At 32.6% G+C, this 22521-nt stretch carries 21 protein-coding genes and 2 pseudogenes; 8 read left to right on the top strand and 15 right to left on the bottom strand.

The features are described 5' to 3' along the window. Together FGF67_RS16140 and FGF67_RS16135 are read right to left on the bottom strand one after the other, a co-directional pair. A pseudogene (locus FGF67_RS16140) lies at window positions 1–139 on the bottom strand (hypothetical protein); the annotation flags it as partial. Between the two features lie 598 nt (window positions 140–737). Further along, window positions 738–1421, bottom strand: coding sequence for an SOS response-associated peptidase (locus FGF67_RS16135; protein ID WP_233244107.1), 684 nt, complete (start codon window positions 1419–1421; stop codon window positions 738–740). Between the two features lie 138 nt (window positions 1422–1559). Here FGF67_RS16135 and FGF67_RS16130 point away from each other — a divergent pair, with 138 nt between their 5' ends. Beyond that, entirely contained in the window at window positions 1560–1742 is a 183-nt protein-coding gene (locus tag FGF67_RS16130; protein ID WP_139698797.1) for a hypothetical protein, read from the top strand. A 385-nt stretch (window positions 1743–2127) separates the two neighbouring features. Here FGF67_RS16130 and FGF67_RS16125 read toward each other — a convergent pair whose 3' ends face one another. From FGF67_RS16125 to FGF67_RS16110, 4 genes are all read right to left on the bottom strand, one after another. Then, the gene (locus FGF67_RS16125) at window positions 2128–4101 is read right to left on the bottom strand and encodes a hypothetical protein (protein ID WP_139698796.1); all 1974 of its coding nucleotides are present in this window, start codon (window positions 4099–4101) and stop codon (window positions 2128–2130) included. A 144-nt stretch (window positions 4102–4245) separates the two neighbouring features. Next, entirely contained in the window at window positions 4246–5277 is a 1032-nt protein-coding gene (locus FGF67_RS16120) for an ATP-binding protein (protein ID WP_139698795.1), read from the bottom strand. Window positions 5278–5813: 536 nt separating this feature from the next. Next, the gene (locus tag FGF67_RS16115) at window positions 5814–6728 is read right to left on the bottom strand and encodes a pentapeptide repeat-containing protein (RefSeq protein WP_139698794.1); all 915 of its coding nucleotides are present in this window, start codon (window positions 6726–6728) and stop codon (window positions 5814–5816) included. Between the two features lie 297 nt (window positions 6729–7025). After that, window positions 7026–7253, bottom strand: coding sequence for a hypothetical protein (locus tag FGF67_RS16110; RefSeq protein ID WP_139698793.1), 228 nt, complete (start codon window positions 7251–7253; stop codon window positions 7026–7028). Between the two features lie 97 nt (window positions 7254–7350). On the opposite strand from FGF67_RS16110, the gene FGF67_RS16105 reads away from it, so the two are divergent. From FGF67_RS16105 to FGF67_RS16085, 5 genes are all read left to right on the top strand, one after another. Next, complete coding sequence (locus tag FGF67_RS16105) at window positions 7351–8928, top strand: type I restriction-modification system subunit M (protein WP_139698792.1); 1578 nt, start codon at window positions 7351–7353, stop codon at window positions 8926–8928. A 1-nt stretch (window position 8929) separates the two neighbouring features. After that, window positions 8930–10111 carry a restriction endonuclease subunit S gene (locus FGF67_RS16100; RefSeq protein WP_139698791.1) on the top strand — a complete coding sequence of 394 codons (1182 nt, stop codon included), beginning with the start codon at window positions 8930–8932 and terminating at the stop codon, window positions 10109–10111. Between the two features lie 196 nt (window positions 10112–10307). Continuing rightward, window positions 10308–11255, top strand: coding sequence for an Abi family protein (locus FGF67_RS16095; RefSeq protein ID WP_139698790.1), 948 nt, complete (start codon window positions 10308–10310; stop codon window positions 11253–11255). 2 nt (window positions 11256–11257) lie between these two features. Next, the gene (locus FGF67_RS16090; protein WP_139698789.1) at window positions 11258–14110 is read left to right on the top strand and encodes a type I restriction endonuclease subunit R; all 2853 of its coding nucleotides are present in this window, start codon (window positions 11258–11260) and stop codon (window positions 14108–14110) included. 74 nt (window positions 14111–14184) lie between these two features. Beyond that, a complete protein-coding gene (locus tag FGF67_RS16085) occupies window positions 14185–14916 on the top strand; it encodes an SOS response-associated peptidase (protein ID WP_139698788.1) in 732 nt (243 codons plus the stop codon). Window positions 14917–14975: 59 nt separating this feature from the next. Here the strand turns inward: FGF67_RS16085 and FGF67_RS16080 are convergent, their stop codons facing one another. From FGF67_RS16080 to FGF67_RS16050, 7 genes are all read right to left on the bottom strand, one after another. After that, a complete protein-coding gene (locus tag FGF67_RS16080) occupies window positions 14976–15209 on the bottom strand; it encodes a hypothetical protein (protein ID WP_139698787.1) in 234 nt (77 codons plus the stop codon). Window positions 15210–15218: 9 nt separating this feature from the next. Then, window positions 15219–15554 (bottom strand): hypothetical protein, encoded by a 336-nt coding sequence (locus tag FGF67_RS16075; protein ID WP_233244105.1) that lies wholly within the window; start codon window positions 15552–15554, stop codon window positions 15219–15221. Window positions 15555–15744: 190 nt separating this feature from the next. Beyond that, window positions 15745–16956, bottom strand: a complete 1212-nt coding sequence (locus tag FGF67_RS16070) for a VapE domain-containing protein (protein ID WP_139698785.1) — start codon at window positions 16954–16956, stop codon at window positions 15745–15747. A 65-nt stretch (window positions 16957–17021) separates the two neighbouring features. Next, complete coding sequence (locus FGF67_RS16065; RefSeq protein ID WP_139698784.1) at window positions 17022–17303, bottom strand: helix-turn-helix domain-containing protein; 282 nt, start codon at window positions 17301–17303, stop codon at window positions 17022–17024. A gap of 312 nt (window positions 17304–17615) precedes the next feature. Then, window positions 17616–18761 carry a hypothetical protein gene (locus tag FGF67_RS16060; protein ID WP_139698783.1) on the bottom strand — a complete coding sequence of 382 codons (1146 nt, stop codon included), beginning with the start codon at window positions 18759–18761 and terminating at the stop codon, window positions 17616–17618. Then, window positions 18733–19953, bottom strand: a complete 1221-nt coding sequence (locus FGF67_RS16055) for a site-specific integrase (protein ID WP_139698782.1) — start codon at window positions 19951–19953, stop codon at window positions 18733–18735. The genes FGF67_RS16060 and FGF67_RS16055 overlap by 29 nt, the downstream gene beginning before the upstream one ends. Before the next feature lie 400 nt (window positions 19954–20353). Continuing rightward, on the bottom strand, window positions 20354–20644 hold the full coding sequence (locus FGF67_RS16050) for a hypothetical protein (protein WP_139698781.1): 291 nt from the start codon (window positions 20642–20644) through the stop codon (window positions 20354–20356). Between the two features lie 427 nt (window positions 20645–21071). Here FGF67_RS16050 and FGF67_RS16045 point away from each other — a divergent pair, with 427 nt between their 5' ends. After that, window positions 21072–21602, top strand: coding sequence for a thioesterase family protein (locus tag FGF67_RS16045; protein ID WP_139698780.1), 531 nt, complete (start codon window positions 21072–21074; stop codon window positions 21600–21602). A gap of 189 nt (window positions 21603–21791) precedes the next feature. After that, window positions 21792–22019, top strand: a complete 228-nt coding sequence (locus FGF67_RS16040; protein WP_139698779.1) for a hypothetical protein — start codon at window positions 21792–21794, stop codon at window positions 22017–22019. Window positions 22020–22095: 76 nt separating this feature from the next. Here FGF67_RS16040 and FGF67_RS16035 read toward each other — a convergent pair whose 3' ends face one another. Both FGF67_RS16035 and FGF67_RS17720 read right to left on the bottom strand, forming a co-directional pair. Continuing rightward, window positions 22096–22428, bottom strand: coding sequence for a DUF1569 domain-containing protein (locus tag FGF67_RS16035; RefSeq protein WP_139698778.1), 333 nt, complete (start codon window positions 22426–22428; stop codon window positions 22096–22098). Further along, a pseudogene (locus tag FGF67_RS17720) lies at window positions 22407–22521 on the bottom strand (IS30 family transposase); the annotation flags it as partial. The pseudogene FGF67_RS17720 and the gene FGF67_RS16035, both read right to left, overlap by 22 nt.

Raw genomic sequence — 22521 nt, 5'->3', positions numbered from 1 at the left:
TAGCTTGCTTAATGCCAATGGTATTGACTTTCCTAAGTCCCATAAACTGGGTTAAGGTTCCAAATACGGGCTCTACTGTGCTTTGTCGCTTGGCTTTCATATAGCGCCCCTGTGGACTATTTACATGTGTGGTGTGTTTTTGTGTGGTTTTAAGTAGGGTATCGCAGTTTTAAGCTGTAAGTTATGGTGTTGTGTGGTGTTGTGTGGTTTTATGTAATATAGGATTTATTCTTTAATTTTTTGTTGTGTTTCATGGTAGTTTTAAGTAGGGTATCGCAGTTTTATGCTGTGTAGTATGGTGTGTGTGGTGTTGTGTGGTTTTATGTAATATGGGATTTATTCTTTGATTTTTTTTGTTGTGTTTTATTGTGGTTTTAAGTAGGGTATTGCAGTTTTAAGCTGTAAGTTATGGTGTTGTGTGGTGTTGTGTGGTTTTATGTAATATAGGATTTATTCTTTAATTTTTTGTTGTGTTTCATGGTAGTTTTAAGTAGGGTATCGCAGTTTTATGCTGTGTAGTATGGTGTGTGTGGTGTTGTGTGGTTTTATGTAATATGGGATTTATTCTTTGATTTTTTTTGTTGTGTTTTATTGTGGTTTTAAGTAGGGTATTGCAGTTTTAAGCTGTGTAGTATGGTATGTGTGGTGTTGTGTGGTATTTTGAGGTGTAGTGTAATGCATGTGAAGTACGGTCAAAAAAATATCTGGTATGCATTATGCTATGCATTAATCAGTCATTAGAAAAGATTATTCAGTTCCGGGTAAATAACCTCATTAGATATTTCTTCTACATTTCCTTTATATTCTTTGCCTCTTAATTTGGAAACAGTGTGAGATGATAATTCTGCTTCAGGAAAAGGCCTAATTATTGATTTTACCTCTCCAAACTCTAATCCTCCGGCTATCTGAACTAACCACTTATCTTCATCCTCCTCATTTAAAATTAAAGGCATTCTTGGACCTTTTAATTTAGGATTGTTGTGTATTCTAGCCATCATAGGATTGCCTTCGGTAGTGACTATAGAAAATGTGTATTCCCTTCCACCATTATCTTTTCTCCATTCAGTCCATAATCCCGTTAAAGCTAAAGGTTCACTATCTTTTCTATAAATAAAATAAGGGTATGTTTTCTTTTCAAAATGATGATGCTCATAAAACCCATCAACATAAATTATACATCTGCTATGTCTTGCAGCCTCTCTAAATGAGGGTTTTTCAAAAAAAGTTTCACTTCTGGCATTCAATGTATTATTCCAAAGCTTTTTGCCTGCTTCATCATTTTCAACCCAATGTGGAACTAAGCCCCAGGTGGCTACAATAGGAAACTCTGGAGATTCATCTGTATAAATAAGTAATTCAGGATGACTAAATCCGGAGGCATGGTAAATTGGTAAATCCGTTAAAGGAACTAATCTTTCCATTATTTCCTCAACAGCTCCCAAATCTCCTTTTCTTTCAGCTCTTTTTAACTGGGCTCTAATGAAGCTTTTATATCATAACACATGCTTAAATTTACTAATTTCTCCAAAAAGTATTAACTTTAATTAGTCGTAAAAATTATGAAATTCATTGACCTAAAAGATGATACACCAAAAGATTACAATACCTATTTGGTATTGGTAAGAACAGTCTTTTCATCTAAACAAAGAATGGTTTATGCAAAATGGTCAGACAATGGTTTTGTTTTGACCAAATCAGTACTTTTTAATGATGAATACATCCAAGGTTTTATGGTAGAATGATAGTGGACTTGCAATAAAAAAGTGGACAATTAATTGCGAGATTTAAGCGGCTACATTTTTATTGCAAGTCCAGGCATCGCCAGACGAGAAAAAGAGAGGTCAAATCAGTATACGCTGAATCTTTTGTTTGGGAGCCAAAGTTTCGAATGTCAATCATAATCAACCGTTTCCATTTAACCACAAATCTTCAAACAATTTAATCGTTTGGTTCGAGAATAAGTCAATGTGGTGTACTTGTAAAAACCATAACATGCTTACTCAAAGTGTTTTATGGTTTTTTATTTGTTCTTTTGCCGAAATTTTGCCGAAAACATATCGTTATTCTTAATTAATTTCGAAACAAAAACCGTAATATTTTAGTGCTACGGTTTGTTTAACTACTCCCTTAATTCGCCTTTTCTTTCTGCTTTTGTATTGTATTTGAAATTTGTAAATCATCATCTATTTTCAACAAAGTCAAAACAACCAATTTCAGATATGTGAAATATGCATATTCGTGTTTTTCGATTTCTTCTGGATTAGCTTGCGTTCCGTGCAAGTAACGGTTTCGTAAATCCAATCCATTCGTGAACTCGCTTTTGTTTAGAAAAAAATTGAAGTATGACTGCTCTGGTTTAGAAAATAATGAACTCTCAAAGAGAACAATATTTTCCTTTTGCATTTGTAAAGCTTCTCTTTGAAACTCTATAGGATAACGATAAAAAGACGAAAACTCATTGTCGTACAGGTCTTTAAATATGAATAGACGTGCTGGATTTGTTACTTGAATAAAGCCGTCGTCATCAATTACGATGAAATTTCTTTCAATTAAGTAATTTAACTGTAATTTTTGATGTTCTTGATAATTGCTGAAATTAACTTTTGCATTTACAAGTAAGTCAAAGAATGTATGGTACTTATCTTCCTTAAATGGTTCGACATAAGCAAGAAGTGTTTGGTCAGAAAAAAATAGATTTGAACATCCAACCATTTCTTTATTATCATTATTGAAATAGACGTATTTATTTTGGACAAGACTTGGAATACTCTTAATTGTGGTTGGTGAGGATGATATTTGTAAAAGTTCAAAATCTATCTCTCCATCTTCAACATAAAGTTTAAATTGTTTTAAAATTGACTCAAATTCAGGTGCAAACAATCTTACTTTTTCAAAAAATGTATTTGTTGGTTTAGGAGTGGCAAAACGAGCATTGTCCGCAAATCCGTATAGTTCTTGAAATACCTCTGTATAAACAAAATGTAAAATATTTTCTAATGAAGTGTTTAATTCAGTAATAATTTTGTTGTAGCCATAAATTTGGCCACGAGATGTCATTTCTGATAAAGAAAATCCCGTACCGATTTTGTATTCATTTTTAGAATGAACACCCATAATTTTTTCAAATAAACCTAACTGACTTTTTTTGCTAACAAGATTTATTCTGTTTTGATTATCAATAAATTCAAAGAGCAATTTAAAATTTTGATATAGTTGGTAAGGGTGATTGTTTTTCTTTATAAATTCTGAACTGTAAGCATAATGAGTCACAAGATTTTCGTCTATATGAACATCTTTTATTTTATCTACATTTTCTGAAAAGCCAACAGAGACACCAAAACTCATTCCTCCTTTGTCGGCAAAGAACTTTTCCGTTTCACTTTTGCGCAATCGTTTTGCTTTTAGTCTTGTTTTATCTGAAATTCTGAAATCATTTCTGTTTCTTGCATTTTCAATTAAGCCAATGTAGTTCAGATTTGTATCTACTGAATCTAAATATTTTGATATTATACTTTCTTTGTCAGAAATGGTCAGACTTTTAGGAATATACTTTTGGTTTCTCTTTAACTCCACTTCTGTCTCATAAACTGAGAGCAAAATTTCAGCAGATCCAGGATAATCTAATAAAAAGTTTTTGATTTCTATATTGTAATGAGTTACTAAAACTTTATGAGTTAAAATCTCATGTATTAAATGATGATCAATTTCTAGAATTTTGCTAAACTTTGATTTTGAAATTTGTTTATAAAGTGAGTGATTACATACTATTTCCCAAAATGATTGAATATAATCGAATAAAGTCTGCTCGTATATTTTGATGACATTTTTGTCATTTATATTTGCAAAATAGTTCCCAACTTTTTGGCCATATTTTTTGGCTTTTTGTTTAAACTCTTCAATTTCTTCTTGTGTCCAACTTTTTAAATATATTTCGTTGTCAAGATATTTCTTTATGCTGTAAAGCTCTATAACCTCATTGATGTCAGTGTAGTTTGATTTAATTTCAGTTCTCAAAATTTTTTCTCCTTTTGAGAGTTGATGTAGGCCTGCCAAATCTTCTACAGAATAAAAATAAACTCTATTTAAGTCGTGCTGATGCATATTTCAAGTGGAAGTTTTTTTGTGTGATAACTATCGGCTTTAGTTAAGACTAGTTAGCCGAAAAATCCAGCCGTTTGATATATACTTTTATTTTGGTGTGGCACAAAACCACGATAAATTATGGCCATCTTTGTTACAGTGCTTTTATCGTTTTAGTATATGCTCTAATAGATTTTCTCTTGTTGTCCCAAGTTCTTTTTGCCTTTCAGCTGATAATATGTTTTCTCTTTTGCTCTCAAATAAACCAACAGGATTATTAGCTGCTATTGGACCACTAAAATCTAACTTGTAATCTGAGATTTTTAATGGTGATTGTTTTCCTCCAAATGTGAGAATCAAAGTCATTTTATTATTGTAGTTGTCTGCTAAATCCTCCATATTAAATACAAGTCTTTGAGTGTTTATGTCGGGTGCACCAAAATGCAGAATATCATTCAAATCTTTATGAACATACATATGTCCTTTCATCGTGTAGTATTTTGCAAGTTGAGGATTTCGACTGCCTGCAAAGATTGCTGGTCCACACATTAGCCTATAAGTCAGATTATATTCATTTTGAAGTTCTGAAAAATTAATCATTAGAATTGATATATCAAGATATGCTTCTCCTGTTGGTAGATGCCCAAATCTATCAAGATTGATGTAACCTTCAATATTTGGATAAGATATTTTTTTAAATAATGCTTCGACTAGATAATGCGGAGCTGGTTTTGTTTGTCCGTCAAGTCGAGCCCAATATGTATTTTTAAATTGGTGCGGACTATAGTTGCTGATTTGAGTTTCAAAAACATATAAATATTTACCCTCTTGTTCAATAATATTAACGTTGATATTTATAGGTAGAGGAGTTATTGAATCCGATACCTTACTAATTAGAGAATCTTTTTCTTTAAGTTCAGTAACAAGGGAAAGCTCTCCTTGAAAAACAACTTTTTCTTCTACTTTTTGTCCTAGTGGAGCTCCCCAAATCAATATTCCGCCATTCGAATTTAGAAATGCGCAAATTCCTCTAATTACACCTACTAGATTTTTGCTGAAATCACCAAAATCAGGATGAAAAGCTTTGAATTCAATTTTATCTGATTCTTCTTTCTCCTCTTTAAAGAAATTTAAAATATCCTCATATGTAATGTCATTTAAATCTTTTCCGAAATATTGTTGTGAATAATTGGTCATAGTGTCCAGTAACGGCTTTAGTTAAGATTAGGGTACAGTAAAACCCAAAGAATTCTTCGGATAGTAGACCAAATATAGTAAAGAAAGAGGAATTTTCTGCCGAAAACTCCGAAGCAATTAATTTTAAAAGTTGTTCCTAATTCATGAATATTTCTGAGGCTGAAATTACAAGTTGGATGTTTATTTTAACTAAAAAATCCGCTAGGACAAGAAACAGCAATCTTAAAAAGTGTTCTGCATTACCTAACGGACAAAACAAAAATACATAAAACCACCTAAATCACACAATATACATGTGTGTTTTAATTAAGAATAAATCCCTATTGAATCAGGAGTTTCAATAATATTATATAAAACACCAAACACAACACAATATGTGCAAGTTTGTATTGAGAGCTCGTAGAACTTTTTGAATTAATTATGGCCTTTTAAGTCACTGAAGTAGTACTAAATTATTTCACGTGTTACCACATAAGCCATGAATAAAACCCAAAACTTTGCTACCCACCACAAATCACATAACCTATGTGAAATTTTCATTCTTTAAAATATCCTGTAATTTCTTTAATCGTTTTTATGTATGCAACGGCTGCAACTAATTCATCATCTAAGTCATCATCTGTACATTGCGGATAAATTTCAGTGGTTGGGTAATCGTTTTTCACTTCAGCAATAAATTCATTAGAGGTCATGCGCAGCGGGCGAACCTGTTTGGGTTCTGCATATCCATACTCTCTATAATTCCACCAAACCACATCAAAATCTAATGAATACAAAATTGTGCTATTCGCGTTTAATATAATGCTATATCTGTAATCCATATTTTCAAACCACATTTCTTCTGTGTTTTTAATATTCCATAGATACAGTTGTGACAAATCTTTGAGCCCATCTAACCTACATTCATTAAACACCAAATCTATCAATGACACATCTTGACACCATCTTTCTTTTTTACCTTCATAAATGGCAACATGGTCAAACAAACTATTTCTAAAAATGGCCTCTTTTATAAATGGCACATAAAAACTGACTCTAATTAAATGACTGTTTTCAATTCTTAAATTGGCTAAGTTACAGCGGTCAATTTGGCCATAATCTATTTTTGTTTTTTGAATAACAACATTAGCTGCTTCACAATTTGTGGCATTTAAGTCTGAAATAATAGAATTTTTAATTTTACAACGCGAAATATCACAGCTTTCAAATCTTAAAGTAGCCGTACAATTTTTAAACGCGTTATTTACCATCTTGCAGTTTTCAAAAGACAGTTCATTAAAGCTGGCACGTTCCCAGTTCACATTATTAATGTCCTCGCCTACAACATGCAACTTAGAAAGGTCTACACCAATAGCTATGGCTTCTACTAAAACTGACCTGTAATTGGGAAACATTTCTGATGTTGGCAATTTATAAATTATCTTCCCTTCTTTTGATACTAATTGAATCATAAAACTTTATTGAAACCTTTTTCACCACGCATAAATCACCTAAACACCACACAAAACCACTTATATACTACACAACAAAACACAACAATATGCACATGAATACCACTTAAAACCACTTAAATACCACTCATGCTTAAACATGAAAAACACTTAACTACAACTCAAACCACTTGGTAAAACTACTCAAAGCACTTACAATTTTGGTATATTTATTTTTTGGAACCACTTAAACACCTCTTAAACACCTCTTAAACCATTCAACTACTACTTAACTTCACTTTCGTTTCACACGTGCCGTTAAACCGTCTTAAAACCTACATCGTTAACCGTGTATTCATCTTGAATGCCTTGTTCAATGATATAAAGCTGTTTACCCAGTAATTCGGCTTCCTCTAATAGTGGAAATAAATCATCGCCCAAATGCACCATTAAAGTTTCTAACAGTTGAGCGTAAACATCGTGTGCATTACCCAAAAAATCACGCTTCCTAGTGTGCTTAAAAAACAGCTGTTCTCCTGTATTCATTTATTAACATTTTTTATCAAAACTTGAAGTCCAAAAACGCCCTGTTTTCAGTTAAGATTGATATTTTTATGCAATACTTATCAATTGTACGAAATTCATGTCAGAAAATCAAAAAAAACAATTAGAACAACAACTCTGGAATATCGCCAATACCCTTAGAGGGAAAATGGATGCCGATGAATTTAGAGACTACATACTAGGATTTATCTTTTACAAGTACCTAGCAGAAAAAATGGAAATCTTTGCCGATGATATTCTAAAACCAGACGGAATCACATACACATCCATAGACGAAACTACAGAAGAAGGACAAGAATACCTAGAAGCCATACAAGAAGAAGCCATAGAAACACTAGGGTACTTCTTAAAACCAAGTGAGCTATTCGGTCAAATAGCACAAAAGGGAAACAGCGACACCGAAGGACTATCCAACTTCATTATAGAGGACCTACAAAAAATCCTAATCAACATCCAAAACAGCACAATGGGTACAGAGTCCGAAGAAGACTTCGACAACCTATTTGAAGATATGGACTTAAACAGTACCAAGTTAGGAAAGACACCCGAAGCGCGTAACGAAATTATTGCAAGGGTATTAGCACATTTAGACAAGATAGATTTCAAATTAGAAAACGCAGAGATAGATGTACTAGGTGATGCTTACGAATACCTAATCGGTCAATTCGCATCAGGTGCAGGTAAAAAAGCTGGAGAATTTTATACCCCTCAAGAGGTCAGTATCATTTTGGCAAAGATTGTAACTACAGGCAAAACCAAACTAAAATCCGTATACGACCCAACCTGTGGTTCGGGTTCGTTATTACTACGTGTGGCCAAAGAAGTAGACGAAATCAACGACTTTTATGGGCAAGAGCTAAACCGTACGACTTACAACCTAGCGCGTATGAATATGATATTACACGATGTACACTATCGTAAGTTCGATATCAAACAAGAAGACACCCTAGAAAGACCGCAACACATAGACCACCGTTTCGAAGCCATAGTAGCAAATCCACCATTCTCAGCTAAGTGGAGTGCCAACCCACTTTTCACATCAGACGATCGTTTCAGCCAGTATGGTAAACTAGCGCCGAAGTCCAAAGCAGATTTTGCCTTTGTACAACACATGGTGCATCACCTAGCAGAAAACGGTACTATGGCAATAGTATTACCACACGGAGTATTATTCCGTGGTGCAGCAGAAGGACACATTCGTCAGTATCTTATTGAAGACCGCAACTATTTAGATGCAGTTATCGGCTTACCGGCAAACATCTTCTACGGTACTAGTATTCCAACCTGTATTTTGGTATTCAAAAAATGTAGAGAAAACCCAGACGATATCCTATTTATAGATGCCAGTGGTGAGGACAACTACGAAAAAGTAAAAACACAAAACATTCTTAGAGAAAACCACATTGCTAAGATTGTAGAAACCTACCAAAACCGTACTACTATTGATAAGTTCAGTTACGTAGCGTCTATGGACGAAATCAAAGAAAACGACTACAACCTAAATATCCCACGTTATGTAGACACTTTTGAAGAGGAAGAACCAATAGACATTCAAGCAGTCGCACAGACCTTAAAAGACCTAGATACAGAGATTGCAGATACAGACAATACCATTGCCGACTTCTGTAAACAATTGAACATTCAAACACCTTTTTAATATGGAAGCACAAAACACACCACAGCTAAGGTTTCCTGAGTTTGAGGGAGAATGGGAAGTAAAAAAGATTAATGATATAACTTCAAAAGTAGGTAGTGGTAAAACACCAAAAGGAGGTGTTGAGGTGTATCAAGATAATGGTATACCGTTTATAAGAAGCCAAAATGTAATTGGCAATTCATTGATTCTAGATAAAACTCATATCTCCCAAGAAATACATAACTCAATGAAAGGGAGTAAAGTTTTACCTAACGACATTCTACTTAACATAACTGGTGGCTCGATTGGTAGAAGTTGTGTTGTTCCATCTGATTTTTCTGAAGGTAATGTAAACCAACATGTATGTATTATTCGCTTAAAAAGTAATAATAGTTATTTAATTCAATTATTACTTAGTTCCCATAATGGAAGTAAACAAATATTTCAAGGTATGGCAGGTGGTGGTAGAGAAGGAATAAATTTTCAAGCTATCAGAAATTTTAAATTTATTATTCCGAAGACCCTCCCAGAACAACAAAAAATAGCCAATTTCTTAAGTTCGGTAGACAAAAAGATTGACCTACTAACACAAAAAAAACAAGCCTTAGATCAATACAAAAAGGGAGTCATGCAAAAAATATTCTCCCAACAAATCAGATTCAAAGACGATAACGGAAACCCTTTCCCAAACTGGGAAACTAAAAAGTTGGGAGAAGTTTGTCAGATTAAAAAAGGGGAACAATTAAATAAAGAGCTATTATCTGATAATGAAGAATATCCAGCAATAAATGGTGGTATTAATCCTTCTGGCTATACTTCCAAATATAATTGTAATGAAAATACTATAACAATAAGTGAAGGTGGAAATTCATGTGGTTATATAAATTACATAACACAAAAATTTTGGTTAGGTGGTCATTGTTATTCTTTAAAAGAATTAAGCGGTTACATATATGACTTGTTTTTGTTTCAGTATTTAAAAGTTAATGAATTAAAAGTAATGTCTTTAAGAGTTGGTTCTGGTTTACCTAATATTCAGAAAAAAGATATTTATTCTTTTAAGATAGATATCCCATGCCTAGAGGAACAACAAAAAATAGCCAACTTCTTATCAGCCATAGATAAAAAAATAGAGTCGGTAAACACCCAACTCCAAAACACACAAACCTTCAAAAAAGGCTTGTTACAACAAATGTTTGTGTAGTAGCGTATGTTAAGTTTTTTAATAAAAATGTTAATATCTATTGTAATTACCAACAAAAGTGATAATTTTGGGGTATCAAAACATGCATATGTGCGTGTTTACATAGCTTTAGAAAGTACATATACTAACAATAATACACCTTCCATGCCTCTTTACAATGCACACTCGGAAGGTTTTTTCTTTTAAGACTATGGCTATGACAAAAAAGAAATATACCAAACCACCAATATCTTTTCAGGATCAAATAATCAAACTTCAACAAAGAGGTTTAACAATCAATGATTACGATAAGGCTTTAACCTACCTGCAAAGCATCAGTTATTATAGGTTAAGTGCTTATTTTTTACCCTATCAAAAAGTTAAAGATACGTTCAATGCTGGTGTAAATTTTTCTCAAATCATCCATACATATATGTTTGATAAAGACCTTCGTCTTTTAACATTTGATTGTATAGAACGTTTGGAAGTTGCTATTAGAACGCAATTTACTTACCGTATGGCACTAACTTATAATGATGCACATTGGCAAGACAACCAAACGCATTTTGTAAATCCATACCGTAACAAAGTAGGTCGTTTGGTAGACCCATACACAGATTTACAGAACATTATTTCAAAAGCCAAAACAGCCCGCAAACCTGAAGTGTTTATAAAACATTATACAGATACTTACGAGTCTCCTGCCAACCCACCTGCCTGGATGTGTTTTGAGTTATTAACTATGGGAGAGTTGTCTCATTTTTATCGTGGCTTAAAGCAGGTTGAAGACAAAAAGCGTATTGCCAGTTATTTTGGTGTGCATTATAGAGTATTTACTTCTTGGTTGCATAGTTTAACCTATGTTAGAAACTTATGTGCACATCATTCTAGACTTTGGAATAGAGATTTAGCCATTGAACCTATGAGGTTATTAAAACCCAAAGGCGATTGGATAGGCAAAGGTTTTGAAAATAACAAACGTGTGTTTTATTTTTTATCGGTAATAAAATACATGCTTAATAGGGCAAACCCCAATAATAACCTATCAAATAATTTAGAAGATTTATTTAATAAATATCCTACTGTACCTGTACAGTATTTAGGAATTCCCTCAGACTATCAGGGTAATATACTATCTTGGAGAAACGAACCGCTTTGGAATTAATTATGAGTAAACAATCAGAACAAATATTAGAAGAACAATTAGTAGAACAACTTGGTACTATGGGCTATTCCAAAGTCCTTATCCCTGATGAAAAAGCACTACTATCCAATCTAAAATCACAGTTAGAAAAACACAACAACATCACATTCTCAGACAAAGAATTTGACCGGGTATTAAACATTCTAAACAAAGGTTCTGTATTTGAAAAAGCAAAAACGCTACGTCAAAAACAACACATCATTCGTGATAATGGAGACAACCTATATTTTGAGTTCATCAACACAGAGCATTGGTGTAAAAACCAATACCAAGTTACCCACCAAGTAACTGTTGAGGGTACTTACAAAAACAGATACGATGTTACCTTGCTTATCAATGGTTTACCATTGGTGCAAATAGAATTAAAACGTAGAGGTTTAGAGCTTAAAGAGGCTTTCAACCAAATCAACCGTTACCAAAGGCATTCCTTTGGTGCCAATGCTGCACTGTTCCAATACGTACAATTATTCGTTATCAGTAACGGAGTAAATACCAAGTATTACGCAAACAACAAACACCAGTCGTTTAAACAAACATTCTATTGGACAGATATAGAAAACAACAGACTAACAAACGTACTCAACGGGTTCACATCTGATTTTTTAGAGCCTTGCCATATCTCAAAAATGATATGCAAGTACATTGTGCTTAATGAAGCTCAAAAAATCCTAATGGTGCTTAGGCCTTACCAGTACTATGCTGTTGAAAATATGATAGACAAGGTCAAAAACTCAACCAACGGAGGGTATATATGGCATACCACTGGTTCAGGTAAAACATTAACCTCATTCAAAGCGAGTCAAATCATTATGAATATCCCTATCGTTAAAAAAGTGGTATTCGTAGTAGACCGTAAAGACCTAGATTATCAAACCACAAAAGAGTTCAATAGTTTCAGTAAAGGAAGTATCGATGGTACAGACAATACCAAAGCACTGGTAAAACAATTCTCTGATGATACCAAGCTAATTGTTACTACCATACAAAAGCTAAATACTGCCATTTCCAAACAACAGTATTTATCGAAAATGGAAGCCTTACAAAACGAACGTATGGTGTTTATTTTTGATGAGTGCCACCGTTCACAGTTTGGAGAAACACACAACCGTATCAAGGCATTTTTCAACAACAGCCAGATGTTCGGGTTCACAGGTACACCAATCTTTGCAGATAATGCAGTGAAAAACGAATTGGGAAAGCGTACTACCAAAGAATTATTTGGCGAGTGTTTGCATAAATATGTGATTACCGATGCTATAAAAGACGAAAACGTATTGAAATTTGCCGTTGAATATGTGGGCAGATACAAACAAAAATCCTCTGAAGCAGAAATTGATATTGAGGTTGAAGATATTGACACCACCGAGTTAATGGAATCGCAAGACCGTTTAGAGAAAATAACCGATCATATTTTAGCTAACCATTTGCGTAAAACCTACAACAAAACTTTTACTGCTATGTTTTGCGTATCGAGTGTTGATACGCTAATTAAATACTACGAAATCTTTCAGACTAAGAAAGAAGCTGGCGAACATAATTTAAAAATTGCAACCATTTTTAGCTTTGGTACCAATGAAAATGATGCCGATGCCAACGGGTTTATGCAGGAAGAAAACTTTGCAATAGCCGCTGAACCAGATTCCGATTACACTACAAAGCATACCAGAGATAAACTAGATGAGTATATTGGGCATTACAACCTCATGTTTAACACCAAGTTTTCAACCAAAGACAGTACCTCTTTTTACAATTATTACAATGACATTTCTAAAAAAGTAAAAGAACGTAAAATTGATATTCTTTTGGTGGTGAATATGTTCCTTACTGGGTTTGATAGTAAAACACTAAACACGCTTTACGTAGATAAAAACCTAAAGTATCACGGTTTAATTCAGGCCTATTCAAGAACCAACAGAATACTAAATGAACAAAAGGCACAAGGGAACATTATTGTTTTTAGAAATTTGAAGAAAAACACCGATGATGCCATTACTCTATTCAGTAATAAAGAGGCCATTGATGAAATTATCATGCAACCATATGATAATTATATTGATGATTTTAATGAACTCTATAAAGAACTGCTTGAACTAGTGCCTACGGTTGACAGCGTTAATGATTTACAAACCGAAGATGATGAGCTGGAATTTGTAAAAGCCTTTAGAGCTTTGATGCGTATTAAAAATACCATGTCAACCTTTACCGATTTTGATTGGGATGATTTAGACATGCCAGAACAAACCTTTGAAGATTACAAAAGCAAATATTTAGACCTTTACGATAAAGTGAAAACCAATCACCAAAGAGAAAAAGTATCTATTCTCGATGATGTTGATTTTGAGTTAGAACTTATACACCGTGATGAAATTAATGTAGCTTATATTCTGAGCTTATTAGCAGAATTAAAAGATGCTACACCAAAAGATAAAGCCCAAAAGCAAAAGCAAATTATAGATTTACTATCTGGAGAAGCACATTTAAGAAGCAAACGTGAATTGATAGAACGTTTTATTTCTGAAAATTTACCGCTTATTCCTGATTCAAGTGAAATTAAAGATGCCTTTGACCAATTTTGGCAGGAAGAACAAACAAAGGCCTTTGACTCTTTGGTTAAAGAAGAAAATCTATCAGCCATAAAAACCCAAAAACTAATTGAAGATTATTTATTCTCTGAAAAAGAACCGTTACGAGATGAAATATTAGCCCTTGTTGAAGGCGAAAAACCTTCAGTACTAAAACGTAAAAAATTAGGCGATAAACTACTAAAGCGCATTGTAAATTTTGTGGACACCTTTGTTTCGGCATGGGAGAAATAGGGTATTTTTTAATTGTAAATGAAGTTGTTTAAATTTAAAATAAATAGACACATTCTTTTTTGTAAATTACATACATGTGCTATTCAAAAGCTTTGCGAAAAAACAGAGAACAGATTGAGCAAAATCTGTTAGGTAAACTTGATGCTAATTTTGAAATACCTCTAGAATACTTACCATATTATCATTTAAATGGATTTTCCCACGGTAATATGTATATTATAAAAATGGATGAACCAGAAAAAATTTATCCATCTAGTTGGGGATTAATACCGAAATGGGCAACACACAATCCGGAAGCCTTCAGAAAAAAAAGTAATACACTTAACGCTACTGCTGAAAACATTTTTGAAAGAAACTCCTTTAAAGAAAGTGCAGAAGATAAAAGATGTCTTATTTTAAGTGATGGCTTTTTTGAACCGCATCATCAAAATGGTGTATCCATACCTCATTTTTGCTATCAACCCTCTAAAGAATATCCAGAGGGTGATTTGTTTTTGTTTGCAGGGTTGTATAATGAGTTAGATGACGATTTATATAGTGCTACAATTATAACAGTGGCGGCCAATACTTTTTTTGCTGAAGTTCATAATAAAAGAAAACGTATGCCTCTTGTTTTGTCTGATGATTTGCTTGAAGATTGGTTAGATGATGGCATGAATCAATCACAATTAAATGAGTTAATGGCATATGGTTTTACAAATAAAGAATTTAATGCTCATGCAGTAACTAGGGATTTATACAAAAAAGGCATTGATACTAATTCACCCAGATTTGTTGAACCCGTTGACACCGGAACTTTGTTTTAAATTTATTTTCGATTTGACGAGCGTTGACCACCTTAATCAAATACTAAAGAAACTACAAACTAGTCTTGAATTAGAACCTCTAAAACATTTTCATGATTCAGCAAAACCTCTCTTTGCCATTGAATAAACTTCACTTTGTCAAATTTGCTGGTTGGTTTATAATCATAAACCACATCAAACGTTTTTTCTACATGTAAATGGTGTTCATGAACAGGAAAACGTCGTTGTTCTTCTAAGGTCCAGTTAATTTCTTTTCTTACTCGTGTTTTTACTTTAAAAATAATCTGTTCCATTCTTGTAAATTATTTAGTTAAATCAATTTTAAATATCAGTCCTTGTCTATTTGATGTTTTATTTTTTGTGAGAACTAGTTTCAATTCATTCAAAGACGCATCTCGTTTATGTTCCTCCTTGGTAAAATCTAATGCCTTGTTTACCGATTGAATTAATGTACGAACATCTTTCAGTGAGCTAAGCGTTTTATTAAAAAATACAGGAGTTGTACGTTTCCCTGGTTTAAATTTTATGATTACAGTCACAGCCTCCAAAAATGGATCTGAATCTTGCAGCCTTAATACGTTTTTTACAATAGTGTTCAATATGTTTGTTCTTTTGTTGTTTGACTTTTCACTTTTCATGTTGCCTAGTATTAAATTATTGATTTTCATTTGTTTAAAAGGGTTGCATTGCGGTTTTTTAAGTTGCCTAATCTTGCCCTAAAAGACATAGGTATCCTGTTCCGGGTAAATACAACAACAATTATATTGCCCTCTACCAGAGTAGATAAACAGTGTCTTTAAAAGGAATTAGGCAACTTGAATAAGTTGTTTAGATAGCTTTATACTTAACGTAATACCCATGAACGTTTTTTACTTTAGTGCGCTCAAAACCGCAAGCTTTTAAGGCTTTACCAACTTGAACATTATTTAGGCTGATTCCTGAATGAGATTTTAAATAAGTGGTAATTTTAGTGGCGGTTAAGTGCTCTCCGTTTTGAGGGTTACTAGGCTCTAAAAACGCATTTAAAGTTTCTCTTTCGGCTGTTAAAAATTGAAATTTATCATTTCGTCTTTCATTCTCCAAAAGGTCTTCTCGCGTTAGTTCAGCTATAAAATAGGGGTCATTAGATAGAGTAAAGGCCTGTGCCCAGAGATTATCAATGTTAAACTCGGTATTATAAGACCAATCAATATCTTCTATTACAAAGCATAACCAACGCACGCTGCCTGTTTCATCATGAAGAAATGTTGACATGTTTGTGGAGCCTATAAATGATGCTACTCGAGGTATTATTGAGTTTTTTGAATCATAGGGTAACCTATCATTAATTTGGTCTTTAGAGAATAATGATTTCAGCTGATTGATTTCCTTTTTTGATAAGGCGGCTAGCTCGTCCAAATTAATAAGGAAGTTTTTGCAAATTAAAATCCTAGAATCTTTGTCGTTATTGCTAATATCCTCAGCAATGTATTTAGACAGTTTTGGTGGACATAAATTTCGGCACCAAGTTGATTTACCCATGTTCTGCCCATTACCATCATCAGTTAACACAAAAGCTTGCTTGTTAAAATAACCTTCAATGAGCGCACACTTTACAGCTCTCACGCACCATTTTTTAAAATGATATAAAAACTGCTCTTTATTTTCATTAGTAGCTAGTTTAACATATGAAGCGTATTGGGAGATATAATCTATTTGCCCATCCCATTCAGTTATTGTTTTGAAATAATTCGCTATTGGGTTGTATCGTGCAACATAATCACTTTTCAAAATAGCCTTTAAAGCATTTTGACCTATTTGAATACCTTTTTTCCTAATCTCTACCCATAATGAATTGTCGTTACAGGATTCCCATTTTTCACTCCCAAGATGAGCCATTTCAATGTCAAGAGCAATGGTATTAAACCTGAGCTGATAGTGATTAGAGAGGTATTCCTCTGTTTGATGAAATAAGGTGCTTACCTCATTAGTTTTGTCATCATCCTGTATAATGGATGCTGATTCTCCTTTTGTGGAGTTGATTTTTTTTGTAGTTTGCATTCGCTTTTCGTTTTAAAGTAAATAATAAAACCCCAGTACATTGTAGGAATGTATTGGGGTTGTTTTTAGAATTTATTCATTTGCTTTAAAGCCTGAAGAATATCGCTTTTTTTGTAGCGGACTTTAGTCCCAATGCGAAATGCCGGTAATATGCCCTCCCGTGTATATTTCCATAAGGTTACGAGGCTTATGGATAGCATTTTAGAAGTTTCTTCCCTTGTTAGCAGGATTTCAGCATCTTGAGAAGATTTGTTTTGTTCTTTAAGTAGGTTTTTGAATCCACTGAGAATTTTGGGGATAAACTCTGAAGATTCTACATTTTCAATTTGAAGAATTTGTTTTTTCATGTTTCAATGTTTTAAAATTTAACATGACAAACTTAATTCCTCTTAATCAAGATTAATAATTGGGCATACCCTGGGTATACCCAAGGCGGCAAAATTCCTAGTTTATATTTGTTTGTTTATTCCATTAGTCCATTAGGGAAGGTTAAATATTGGTATATTACAATCGTAAAATAGCATAATTCTATCTCGCATGAGTAATCCGAATATTTGAATAATTTGATAAATACATAAAGGCTAATTGATCAAATTCAATATTCAAAAAGAAAAACTGCCGAAAACACGTATTTATAACCATCCCAGCATTAAAAAGAATTAAATCAATGAATTGATTTTCTTTTCGGCATCCTTTATCTTCTTTTGAGCTTTATTATACTTTTCATTTCGTTTAACTTGCTCCATTGTCTTCACGTTTTCTTGTAATATAGGGCTGAGGTTGTAATCTCCTATGGCTTTACGGAGATTAGTCATCGAGCTTTTTGAAATAACAAACAATAAGCGAGCATATTCAGAAGCGTTTTCATTAAGTACGTCATACGTTACTTGATCCATGTCCACAATGTTTTCTAATGTTTCTAACTGTGTTTCTTCATCATAATTTATACCTGCAGTAATTTTATTCAAACAATTGATTTTTTCCTCTTTGCTTTTTGATTTAAAAGGATTTCTTTCAACTCTCAATTTTTCAATATAAATGATTTGTTCAAGAGGAGTAAATCTAGATGAATTAGGTCTAAACTTTTTATTATCCTTTCCAACTTTTTCTATATCATTAATTTTACCAACACAGAAACACTGTACCTCAGAAATGAAAAACCATTCCTCCCAATAAGAGATAATATCAAAAACACCTTCTTCTTTAAAACACTTGATTAAAAAGTCTCTTTCATAATAATCATACTCTCCATTCACAAGATGATGTCGTAACAAGAATTGATTACATAAAATTTTTTGTACCGTATATCGCTTCCATCCTTCTGAATTTGGTCTTTCATTGCACAGACCAAAATATACTTCATCATTATCAAAACATTCATCATCCGCTAACCCGTCCTCATATTCGCTATATATGTTTTCATATTCTTCTTTTAAAAAGAATATCTTATCTTCTTTTAACAGATATCGATTTAATTTCAATTCCAAAGAAACTATATAGTCATTTAGATAATATTCTCTGTTCTCTAAAACCTTCTTCAGGACTTCATAAATTTCAACAGCTACCTCTTCCTTTACGAAATAAACGTCAAAATTATAACGAATGACACGACCCATCCAAAAATTATCAAAAAACAACTCGTCTTCCTCATACGCTGGTTTATTCTTTTGCTGCAGATAAATGACTTCTTTTCTCAAAAGTTCTCTAATAATTTCATCATTTAGAACCTCAAAATCTATTGAATCTATAATTCCATTGTACTTACTTTTCACTTCTTTACTTATCTTGATTACTCCAATATTCACTCAGTTTTTTTATATGTTCATTCTGAGTGAGTTTTATATATTTTATGAACTGTGATTCAGTTTTGTGCCCTGTTGCTTTCATTATTACAGAGGTCTCTATTCCTGCAGCAAAAAGATTACTGGCAAAGCTCCTTCTACAGCAATGGGAGCCAATGAGCTGGTGTTTAGGAAAAACACCTAAAGATTTCTTTTTTTCATTTTCTTTTTGTCCCGAACCATAAGTGGGTGTATCAATTTCTGCTTCTTTACACACTTCCTTAATGTATTTATTGAACTTTTGGTCCGAAATTTTCTTTGGAAATGCACCTCCTCTTTTGTCTAAAATTGTTTGAAATTGTGGATGTATTGGGATGGTTAAATTTTGCTGGGTTTTAAGTGTGGTTATGTTAATCACATTACCTAAAATGTTCTCTGATTCTATTCTTAAAAAATCTGAAACCCTTAGTCCAGTTCTTAACCCAATTATAAACAAATCTCTTACATTGTCGAGTCTTTCATTATCGCTAAAATCATGTTTAAAAATTTTATTAATTTCATCCTCATTAAGATAAGTATCAAAAGTCTCATTTTTAGGCGTATGAAAATTACTGCTCTTGTATTGAGGACTAATTGGATATCCTTCTAACTCTATTTCGCGACAGAAGGTTTTTACTCTAGAAATGATATTCCCAATGGAATTATCATTTAGTTTCTCTTCGTTTCTACAGTAGTTAATTAAATCTTTATGAAAACTTAAATCAAGTTCTTCAAATCGATAACGCTTCTTTTGGTATTTCTCGAAGTCTTTTAGCTTATTAAGTGTCGTTGTATAATTTTTTACTGACCTTGGTTTAATCTGTTTTCCACGATACAATCTAGATGGAGCTTCTGTAACAAATTTTTCTACCCAAGAGACCAAATAGGCCTTATGTTCTTCATTGCTATCTACACGTCCATGAAATTCCTTAACAGTTTCCTTTAACCAAGTTTTTGAAATAAACTCACCACTGGAAAAATTACGGTTGTACTTTCGAATAACGAACTTTTCTAATTCATCTAAATTATTATTCAAATAATCAGCATCATTATCTTTTGTTGGTTTAACTTTAATTCTTTGTTTACGCTCTGACCAATCGTTGTATATAACGCTTATTCCTGTTTTTGTTTTTTGGTCAATTCGTTTGCTATCCCAAAACCTAACATAAATACTCAAGTATTTATTTTTACCTTTAATTATGAAATATTTGAGATTCAAAGCATCAATATTTTTTTGCCGACATTTTGCCGAAAAATAATTAATTTTATTGAATTCCTTTTAATTTATTTAAACTATTTTCTTTGAATAAATCTCGATAAGCCTTTAAAACACTGATGATTCAGCTTATTTTACTTGTCTGAAAAAAAATTTAGATTAAGGCTCGTTATTCCCACCTTGAGTACTAAATGGGACAAATCAGATTTTTTTGATTTGTCCCTTTTTTTATTCCCTTGTAAACCCTTATTAATACTAGCTATTTTTAAGAGTAACGGATTGATATCAGCGGTTCGAACTTGATTATTTTCAAATTGGAATTTTTTCGGGAATATCGAACCAAGGAGCTTTCTTTTGTGTTCTATGTCAGATTCAACAAGCTGAAATTCAATGCTATGAGGTTTTTTAATCCGTTTTTGTTAGTATCCAATAATACAGATGTTTCCTTTTGTCTAATTTCTTTTTCTTTAAGTTCATCTAGAATATTATTATAGCGCTGTTTGGCAGTTTCATAGTCTAATTTACCAATATCTCCATCAATATATAAATCCTGAAGTTTAATAAGTTTACTGTCAACTTTGACAATGGCTTCATAGTGTTTATGGCCTAAATGTTTTTGTGCTGTCTGAGTATTTATGCGTTCCTTTATCATTTTAAATAAGAGTTTCTGAACATTTGGTTTCAAGGAAATTCCCCCAAGAAAGTTTGCAAACCATTGTTCTACGTCTTCCGCTTGTAGCGCGTTCCACAGGGTTTAGTGCAATGATAATATGCATAGTATTTAGAACGCCTCTTTGATGCACTAGCTAATAGCGGATTTGAATTAAACATGTATAACCTTAAACTAGCTGCTTATTCATTCAACTATTTGTCCAGTTTTTTGTCGCAAGTCCAGTTTGCACAACTTTTTCTAAATGCACAACGGGTTAGGTTATAAAACGCCTAAAGAAATTATAGATTCTGAACTAAAAAATGTACTTTGTATCATACAAAAAAATCAACCTTTGTTGCGTTAGAAAATTGAATGCAGCATTTTAACTTCCAAATCAATTCGTAACCTACAATTAAATCTTAGACTAATGATTTACTACTGGTTACATGTACTCTATATTTTTATAGGCTCTAGATTATTCTGGAAGCGCATTAAACCCGACCACAACTTAACTAGACAGCGAATTGTAAGTCTATTTGATTGCGAATCCTTTAGATATATGGCTAATTCAAAATATTTCTATTACATGGATTTAATTAGGTACGAAATTGTATTTAGATCTCAGCTTTATAACAACACCATAAAAAAAGGCATGTTTGGTGTTCTGGCTTCGCAAAAAATTATCTACAAAAAACCACTAAAACGATGGACAAAGTTTTCCATTACCCTAGTATTAGATGGGTATGATGACAAATGGGTATACCATAAACAAATTTTTAAACAAAAAGGCGAAATCTGTGCCATTGGCTTCACAAAAGCTGGTTTTTGGAAACATAAAAAAGCACAAAACATGACAGACATTTTATTAAAAAGTGGCGTACATCATCAAACAAAAGTGGTGTCATCCGAAACACTTGATATGTTTAAAAATGATTATGATATTTTAAAAAAACTGTGAATTATAGATGACTTAAAATACTCCAATTTGATATTACAGTTAAACTACAGCTCAAATTTTGCAATAATCAGGAAGTAATTTGTGGTAAAACGGTTGATTTATCGAGAGATAACAACCAGTCAACTATAATTTTTATTTTTTTTTGAGGTAAACTATAATTTTACACATAATTAATAAATAACAAATCTCATGAAAAAAATTACTCTACTTTTTGCTGCATTGATGCTTTTGCTTTCTGTAACTGCACATGCTACTGAATTAAGATTAAACCTTGAAAACCCAGATGTAAGAAAATGTCTTATTGAAGCCACTAAATATGAAGGATGGGAATTAAGAGCGACTTACTTAAACGCTAATGAAAAATTAGTTATGGTTTTTGTAAAAGGAACAGATGTAAGAACGTACACAAGCATCTAAAAAATAAACCGTTAAATACCAAAAAGCCAACTTTTAAAAGTTGGCTTTTTGCTTTCAATAACATTAGAAACCCTTATTAAACACCAAATTGTGTTAAATGATGGTTTAAGTGTTTATAAAACATATTATTCCACTGTGATTTGGTTAAAGCTCCAAAAGAATGAGATTCCTTTCCATCAAAATAACCTTCTCCTAGTTCTTGAGTTTTTACTAGGTAATTAATTAAACGCTCTTTTTCTTCTATAAAATTCTTTTGCTTTGCTACTAAAAATTGTGGCGCGGTTCTAGAATTTTTAGGATAAGGTTTTTCATTCACTACGGCAGATTTTACAAATAGCTTTAACAACGCTTTTTTTAAACTATTGGGTTTTTTATGAATAGCTGAGTTCAACCCATAAGTGCAACACACTTATTATTTAGGACTTCAATAGGGTTATTATAATTAAACTTTCTAATAGGTCTGTAATTTAGTAATTTTTCAACTTCTTTTATTCTTTTGATT

The organism is Allotamlana fucoidanivorans (assembly GCF_006265225.1).
GTDB lineage: Bacteria > Bacteroidota > Bacteroidia > Flavobacteriales > Flavobacteriaceae > Allotamlana > Allotamlana fucoidanivorans.
The sequence above is the reverse complement of the archived record's forward strand: the minus strand, read 5'-3'. Positions and strand labels throughout refer to the sequence as shown.

Excerpts from the sequence above, each read along its gene's own strand:
- FGF67_RS16130 (WP_139698797.1), top strand. The coding sequence starts at position 1,560 with ATGAAATTCATTGACCTAAAAGATGATACACCAAAAGATTACAATACC.
- FGF67_RS16125 (WP_139698796.1), bottom strand. The coding sequence starts at position 4,101 with ATGCATCAGCACGACTTAAATAGAGTTTATTTTTATTCTGTAGAAGAT.
- FGF67_RS16075 (WP_233244105.1), bottom strand. The coding sequence starts at position 15,554 with ATGAAAAGTGAAAAGTCAAACAACAAAAGAACAAACATATTGAACACT.
- FGF67_RS16090 (WP_139698789.1), top strand. The coding sequence starts at position 11,258 with ATGAGTAAACAATCAGAACAAATATTAGAAGAACAATTAGTAGAACAA.
- FGF67_RS16120 (WP_139698795.1), bottom strand. The coding sequence starts at position 5,277 with ATGACCAATTATTCACAACAATATTTCGGAAAAGATTTAAATGACATT.
- FGF67_RS16100 (WP_139698791.1), top strand. The coding sequence starts at position 8,930 with ATGGAAGCACAAAACACACCACAGCTAAGGTTTCCTGAGTTTGAGGGA.
- FGF67_RS16095 (WP_139698790.1), top strand. The coding sequence starts at position 10,308 with ATGACAAAAAAGAAATATACCAAACCACCAATATCTTTTCAGGATCAA.
- FGF67_RS16050 (WP_139698781.1), bottom strand. The coding sequence starts at position 20,644 with ATGATAAAGGAACGCATAAATACTCAGACAGCACAAAAACATTTAGGC.
- FGF67_RS16070 (WP_139698785.1), bottom strand. The coding sequence starts at position 16,956 with ATGCAAACTACAAAAAAAATCAACTCCACAAAAGGAGAATCAGCATCC.
- FGF67_RS16040 (WP_139698779.1), top strand. The coding sequence starts at position 21,792 with ATGAAAAAAATTACTCTACTTTTTGCTGCATTGATGCTTTTGCTTTCT.
- FGF67_RS16065 (WP_139698784.1), bottom strand. The coding sequence starts at position 17,303 with ATGAAAAAACAAATTCTTCAAATTGAAAATGTAGAATCTTCAGAGTTT.
- FGF67_RS16080 (WP_139698787.1), bottom strand. The coding sequence starts at position 15,209 with ATGGAACAGATTATTTTTAAAGTAAAAACACGAGTAAGAAAAGAAATT.
- FGF67_RS16135 (WP_233244107.1), bottom strand. The coding sequence starts at position 1,421 with ATGGAAAGATTAGTTCCTTTAACGGATTTACCAATTTACCATGCCTCC.
- FGF67_RS16110 (WP_139698793.1), bottom strand. The coding sequence starts at position 7,253 with ATGAATACAGGAGAACAGCTGTTTTTTAAGCACACTAGGAAGCGTGAT.
- FGF67_RS16045 (WP_139698780.1), top strand. The coding sequence starts at position 21,072 with ATGATTTACTACTGGTTACATGTACTCTATATTTTTATAGGCTCTAGA.
- FGF67_RS16085 (WP_139698788.1), top strand. The coding sequence starts at position 14,185 with ATGTGCTATTCAAAAGCTTTGCGAAAAAACAGAGAACAGATTGAGCAA.
- FGF67_RS16115 (WP_139698794.1), bottom strand. The coding sequence starts at position 6,728 with ATGATTCAATTAGTATCAAAAGAAGGGAAGATAATTTATAAATTGCCA.
- FGF67_RS16105 (WP_139698792.1), top strand. The coding sequence starts at position 7,351 with ATGTCAGAAAATCAAAAAAAACAATTAGAACAACAACTCTGGAATATC.